This is a genomic window from Campylobacter sp. RM12647 (assembly GCF_020138135.1).
Lineage (GTDB): Bacteria > Campylobacterota > Campylobacteria > Campylobacterales > Campylobacteraceae > Campylobacter_E.
This window is the reverse complement of record NZ_JACGAS010000001.1, coordinates 197724-203965: the sequence shown is the minus strand read 5'-3', so window position 1 is coordinate 203965 and position 6242 is coordinate 197724. Positions and strand designations below refer to the sequence as shown.

Genomic DNA, 6242 nt, shown 5'->3' with positions numbered 1-6242 from the left:
CATTAATATTAAAATTATAGCCGCTATAACAACTGCTGCTAATGTAAATTTGTAATTTGAGCTACTAATAACTTCATCAATTATTTTACCTACTTCAGCGATTTCTTGATTTGTTATATCCATATCTATTGTGCAACCATAGATAATATCCATATTTTTATCTTTTTTAGTATAGGTAATGATATTTCTATCTTTATTAGTTACCTTATCAAAGAATGTAACTTCTGTAAAACCACCACCTGCTAAGCCATTCTTAACAAATTTTTCTACATAGCTTTCGCCTTTAACATCTAAATCTGCTTTTAAATTCTTTCCTATTTTTTCTGGTTGATAATGAACTAAATAAGTTCCATCTGAATTAACGGCAAAAAATCTAATATTTGTGCTATCTAAATTCATACCTTGAAGATATTCAATTGTGCTTTCAAGTGCATCTTCAGGTCCATCTCCAGCTTTTACAAAGTCTTTATATAATTTTTCAGAAAAATTATAAAATCCAAATACAATGCTTTTTGCAGCACTTCTAGCATCTTTTACTGCTAATTCTTCTACTGTTTTAGTTGTTACGTTATCAATTTCTTGCATTCCTTTGTTAGAAATAAATATTAGGCTAATGCCTAAGATACACAAACTAATCAGTATACATAACGAAAGTTTTGTTGAAATTTTCATTTCATCTCCTTTTTCATTGAAAATTAAATCATTAATTTAAACATAATTTTGTTAAAAGTAGATTAAATTATAACAATATTACTTTAGCAAGTAATAAAAAGCTAAAAAATCCTAAAGCATCGGTGGTTGCTGTTAGCAAAACTGCACTACCTAGTGCAGGGTCAAATCCACATTTTTTTAATACCAAAGGTATTAATGAGCCAATTAAACCTGCAAAACCTAAATTTAAAATCATTGATATGAATATCACAAGGCTTAGCATTGGGATTGAAAACCAAAAATACGCAACAGCTCCTAAAACAATGGCAAAAATCGTTGCGTTTGAAAACGAAATAGCAATTTCTCTTAATAATATATGTTTTGAATTCTCATAACTTAATTCGCCTAAAGCAAGTTTTCTAATAGTTACGGCAAGTGCTTGTGAACCAGTATTTCCACCCATTGATGCAACTATTGGCATTAAAGCTGCAAGTGCTACTAACTTTTCTATTGCATCAGAAAACATTGCGATAACATGGGCTGAAATTAACGAAGTAATTAGATTTACAATAAGCCATTTAGCTCTACTTTTAGCTGCTTTTATAGTATTTTCATCTTCGCTATCAATATCTCCAACCCCTGCAAAGTTATACATTTGTTCTGTTGCATAGTCTTGGATTAAGTCGTGTATATCATCATAAGTTATTCTTCCTAATAATTTATTATTATTATCAACTACAGCAATTACACTTAAATCATAGTCTTGAACCATAGAGATAGCATCATTTATAGTGTCGTAATCTCTAATAAAATGTAAATCTTTTGCTAAATCTTCATTTTTATCTAGAATTTGCTGAAAAGTATCTTTAAATTCATATAAAATTAAATCCCCTACATGCAAACTATAAATTAATTTTTCATTTTCATCGGTTATAAAAAGTTGGATTATATGTTCTATTTCTTCGCTTTTTTTAAGCTCTTTATATTTGCTAATAGCACTTTCTAGAGTATCACTAAGCTTTGCGGTAAAAATCTCTGTTTGCATATAAGCACCAGCTTTTTCATCATCGTAGCGTTTTAAGAATAAAATATCATCTTGTTCGTCTTTACTAAGATTTGAAAAAATTCTATTTGCTTTTTCATCATCAATTTCTTCAATGCTTTGCATTAAATCAGTTGCATCATCGCTTTCTAATTCGCCTAATGCTAAAGCTAATTTTTTGCTTGAAGATAATTTCAAAACATCGCTTAACATATGTTCAGGCATTAGCGTTGCGATATTTCCTAAGTCTTCATCATCAAGACTTTTAATTATGTTTTCATAAGCTTCATAATCATCATTTTTTATTATTTTTAGGGCTTCTAATAATTCAGCATAGCTAACATCTTTTTCATCTAAAAAATCTTGTATTATTTCAAAAGCTACTGCTGTATTTTTCATATTTTAATTAAGCTCCACAATATTTTCAAAATTCTCTTCTTTTATAGGAGTTATTTTACTTTCTAATATATGCTTAATTTCACTTATATATTCTTTAGTTATTAAATCAAATTTTTGCTTTTCTTTGCCTACTAGACCATCTTTTGCAACTCTAACAACTGTTGCTGGGTTAATTGCTGCATTGTTTTTATACATACCAAAATGTAAGTGCGGCCCTGTGCTAAGACCTGTAGTTCCTACATAGCCAATTACTTGACCTTGTTTTACACTATCTCCTATTTTATATTTACCAAATTTGCTTAAATGTGCGTATAAAGTCATATAGCCACTTGAGTGATTTACTTGAACTACATTTCCATATCCGCCTTTTACTCCTCTAAACATTATTTTTCCAGCACCTGCTGCTTTTACTGGTGTTCCTGTTGGTGCTGCATAATCTATTCCTAGATGGGCTCTATATTTTTTTAAAATAGGATGAAATCTACCTGGGTTAAATGGAGAACTAATTCTAACATTTCCAACAGGCAATATAAAAGTATATGTTTCTAATTGTTTTCCGTTTTCATCGTAAAAATCATTATCTCCATATTTAAATATATAATAAGGCTTTTTATTGACTTCAATCATAGCTGATTTTATATTTGCATCTCCATAAATTCTACCTAATCTTCTTTTTTGAGAATAAACGATTACTACTCTATCATCTTTTTTCATTCCTGTATAATTAATCGTTCCTGCATATGCTCTAAGTAGAGCGCTTGCTAATCTAGAGTTTTGAGTGTTGTCTATAATATCTTGATATACTGATTTATTTATTTTAAATGTTAAACTTGTTTCTTCAACTTTATAAGTAATGGGAGTAAATGTTATAGCATATTTATCTTCTAAATCCTTATATATTTGTATTTGTAAAGTTTCGCTTATTGGTATTAAAATTTGCTCTATATTATCATTTTCATCTCTTAATATTTGATATTTAACCCCAGCTATGATTTCTGCTGTTAGTTCTTTATCTTCTTTATCAAGATTATGATATATGCTTAATGGAATTTGATTTTTTTGTAAGAAAAATAAAAAACTCTCGCCTCTTTCCCATATTAATTCTTCCATTTTTAATTCTTTTGAGAATAAATTTAAACTTAAAAAAATAGATAAAACTAATATGATTTTTCGCATTATTTTCCTTTAAAATATGATAAAATTTCCAAAATAAGGCAGACATTTTACTTTTTTTTGCTTATAATTTAGTAATTTAATTTTAAAGGGATAATATGTTTAAGAAAACTTTTATTTTAATATGCTTTTCGGTTTTTGCATTTGCTAATCAATTTATAAATGCTGTTATTGATAAGATTGATAATGGCTATGCTTATGCTCATATAGTTGATGCAAAATATGATGAAAATAATTTAAAAAATGGCGCTATTGTTATTAAAGATATCGGAGAATATTCTATAATTGTTGCTAGAGCTAGTTTTGTAAATAATGAGAACAATAATATTAAATTAGAGCTATATACATTTTCTGATTTAAAACAAGATGCTTTACCATTACCTATATTAACTCCACAAATAGGCGATAGAGTAATTTTTAATAATTATATTGAGCATACATTATTAATAGCTCCTAGTCAAAAAATATATGATAGTATTAAAAATAAATATAACAATTTTATATATTTTGATACTAATGTTTTAGCAGCGAATTTATACGCTAAAAAACAACTAACTCCAAATAGAAATGATTTAAGAGAATTTTGTAGAACTTGGGCTATTGGTAGTGTGATGGTTGTATTAAAAAATAACTTATATTTATATGAATGTTCTTCTTTAAAGAAAATAGCTGAATTGGATAATAATTTAGAATATAATCAAATTGATGAAATAAATTTTTATTCAAATATTTCTAAGCAATTAAGCAAAACAACAGATTATTTTTCATATTATAACAAGCTATTTAAAGAAAAGGAATAATAATTGCTTTGAAGCAATTAAATAATTATTTAAAGGAAAAATCGTGAAAAGATTAGGCACCATCGCTTTAGCTATATTTATTTGTGCTTGTGTTCCACAAAAAAAAGAAACAACAGTTCAAGTAGAAAATAACACTCAAAAAACAGCTTATAAAAAAGCAAGTTATCAAGAGCCTGTTTTAAGTCCTGAAGAAGAAGCAGTAAGACTTATGATTTTTAGTTCGGTAGGAGAGGGAATTCCACCTCAAAACACAGTTTCGCAAGCTCAAGCATTAGCACTTGCAAAAAGAGCAGCATTAGCTGATGCTTATCGTCAATTAGCTGGCAAACTTTATGGGGTTAGAGTAAATTCTAGAGAAAATGTAAAAGATGCAATGCTTAGAAGCTCGTTAATTACAACATATGTTAATGGACTTATTAAAAATGCAAACATTACCGGAGAAGGATTTAAAGATGGTCTTTATACGGTTGAATTAGAACTAAAAATTGATAAATATAAATGGAACGAATTGTTCTCATATTAATTAGCTTTTTAGGATTATTAAACGCTACAAATCCTGATTATATATTTTGGGCTAGATTAAGTACTACTAATCTAGTCCTAACTAACGAAGAATTTCACTTAAGTAGAGCAATGAGTATTGATAAAAAAGCAAGATATACTTATGTTTGTGAGATTAATGCTACAAAGTCTAATATTTATGATAGTTTAAAAGACCAACAAACAAATTTAATAGATTGTGTTAATAAAGCGATAGTGAGTGAATATGTTGATGTCAATAATTTTAAAGCAAGTATAAAAACTCATTTAAGATTATTGCCAATTTATTTTAAAGCAGAACTTGCTCAAGGTAAAATATTGATTTACACAAAGGATAAGGTATGAAAATAGCCATAGTTGAAGATGATATTAATATGAGAAAATCCTTAGAATTATCATTAAGTGATGATTATGAATTAAAAACTTATAAAAATCCAATTGATGCTTTAAAAGAATTAGATGATAGTTTTGACTTAATAATAAGTGATATTAATATGCCTAAAATGGACGGACTTGAGTTTGTAAAAACAGCTTTAGAACAAAAAATTAGTGCTGAGTTTATAATTATTACAGGAAATGCTACTTTAAATAAAGCAATTGAAGCACTAAGACTTGGAGTAAAAGATTTTTTAACAAAGCCATTTGATTTGGATAAATTATATGAAGCAATAAATAGAGCAAAAATTATTAGAGAAAAAAAAGCTAATAAAATTAAAAAAGAAATTCCGGTAAAACAAAATGGATTTTTAGGTTCATCAAAAGAACTTGAGAATTTAAAAACAATAGCTTTAAAAGCAGCTAAAACAAATGTCAGTGTATTTTTAAGCGGTGAAAGTGGAGTTGGTAAAGAAGTATTTGCAAAATTTATTCACGAAAATAGTAAAAGAGCAAATAAGCCTTTTATAGCTATTAATATGGCTGCTATCCCTGAAAATTTAATAGAGAGTGAATTGTTTGGATATGAAAAAGGAGCTTTTACAGATGCTAATTCTAATAAATTAGGCTTATTTGAGTTAGCTAATGAAGGCACTTTATTTCTTGATGAAATAGGTGAAATGAGTGCTAGTATTCAAGCTAAGTTATTAAGAGTTTTACAAGAAAAAACTATACAAAGATTAGGTGGCACAAAATTAATTAATATAGATGTAAGAATTATAAGTGCTAGTAATATAAACATACAAGAAAATATTAAAAATAATAAATTTAGAGCAGATTTATTTTATAGATTAAATACAATTATGCTAGATATTTTGCCTTTAAGACAAAGAAAAGATGAAATAATAGAAATTGCTAATGCTACTTTAAATAGAATTTGTAATGAGTATGATTTAGGGGAAAAAACTTTTAGCAAAGAAGCTATAAAAGTATTAAATGATTATAATTATCCTGGAAATATAAGAGAATTGATTTCTATTGTTGAAAGTGCTGCAATTTTAAGCGATGAAAATATAGTAAAAGATAGTGATTTAAGGCTTAATTTTACTAATAATAATAAAAATAATATAAATGACTTAGAATTTGAATTAATTAAAGAAGCTTTAAAGCAAGAAAAGGATATAAAAGCAGCTTCTAAATTAATTTCAATGAGCGAAAAAGTTTTTAGAGAAAAAATGCAAAAATACAATTTAGGAGAGTGA

At 27.1% G+C, this 6242-nt stretch carries 6 protein-coding genes and 1 pseudogene; 4 read left to right on the top strand and 3 right to left on the bottom strand.

Translation table 11 applies throughout. From position 1 onward, the window contains the following. The 3 genes from AVBRAN12647_RS00985 to AVBRAN12647_RS00975 all read right to left on the bottom strand — a co-directional run. The coding region (locus tag AVBRAN12647_RS00985) for a cache domain-containing protein (protein ID WP_336612236.1) at positions 1–672 on the bottom strand (672 nt) is incomplete at its 3' end. A 67-nt stretch (positions 673–739) separates the two neighbouring features. Next, positions 740–2092: a magnesium transporter gene (locus AVBRAN12647_RS00980; RefSeq protein ID WP_336607693.1), complete on the bottom strand. Its 1353-nt coding sequence runs from the start codon at positions 2090–2092 to the stop codon at positions 740–742. Positions 2093–2095: 3 nt separating this feature from the next. Beyond that, a complete protein-coding gene (locus AVBRAN12647_RS00975) occupies positions 2096–3268 on the bottom strand; it encodes a peptidoglycan DD-metalloendopeptidase family protein (protein WP_214116477.1) in 1173 nt (390 codons plus the stop codon). Positions 3269–3363: 95 nt separating this feature from the next. Here AVBRAN12647_RS00975 and AVBRAN12647_RS00970 point away from each other — a divergent pair, with 95 nt between their 5' ends. From AVBRAN12647_RS00970 to AVBRAN12647_RS00955, 4 genes and pseudogenes are all read left to right on the top strand, one after another. Continuing rightward, positions 3364–4065, top strand: coding sequence for a plasminogen-binding N-terminal domain-containing protein (locus AVBRAN12647_RS00970; RefSeq protein WP_239802775.1), 702 nt, complete (start codon positions 3364–3366; stop codon positions 4063–4065). A gap of 214 nt (positions 4066–4279) precedes the next feature. After that, positions 4280–4588 (top strand): annotated as a pseudogene (locus AVBRAN12647_RS09675) (lipoprotein required for motility); the annotation flags it as partial. Beyond that, positions 4564–4950 (top strand): hypothetical protein, encoded by a 387-nt coding sequence (locus AVBRAN12647_RS00960; RefSeq protein ID WP_214120386.1) that lies wholly within the window; start codon positions 4564–4566, stop codon positions 4948–4950. The pseudogene AVBRAN12647_RS09675 and the gene AVBRAN12647_RS00960, both read left to right, overlap by 25 nt. After that, positions 4947–6242 carry a sigma-54-dependent transcriptional regulator gene (locus AVBRAN12647_RS00955; RefSeq protein ID WP_336614550.1) on the top strand — a complete coding sequence of 432 codons (1296 nt, stop codon included), beginning with the start codon at positions 4947–4949 and terminating at the stop codon, positions 6240–6242. The genes AVBRAN12647_RS00960 and AVBRAN12647_RS00955 overlap by 4 nt, the downstream gene beginning before the upstream one ends.

What these genes read in the sequence shown, in the direction of transcription:
- AVBRAN12647_RS00980 (WP_336607693.1), bottom strand. Translation starts at nt 2,092, where the DNA reads ATGAAAAATACAGCAGTAGCTTTTGAAATAATACAAGATTTTTTAGAT.
- AVBRAN12647_RS00975 (WP_214116477.1), bottom strand. Translation starts at nt 3,268, where the DNA reads ATGCGAAAAATCATATTAGTTTTATCTATTTTTTTAAGTTTAAATTTA.
- AVBRAN12647_RS00970 (WP_239802775.1), top strand. Translation starts at nt 3,364, where the DNA reads ATGTTTAAGAAAACTTTTATTTTAATATGCTTTTCGGTTTTTGCATTT.
- AVBRAN12647_RS00960 (WP_214120386.1), top strand. Translation starts at nt 4,564, where the DNA reads ATGGAACGAATTGTTCTCATATTAATTAGCTTTTTAGGATTATTAAAC.
- AVBRAN12647_RS00955 (WP_336614550.1), top strand. Translation starts at nt 4,947, where the DNA reads ATGAAAATAGCCATAGTTGAAGATGATATTAATATGAGAAAATCCTTA.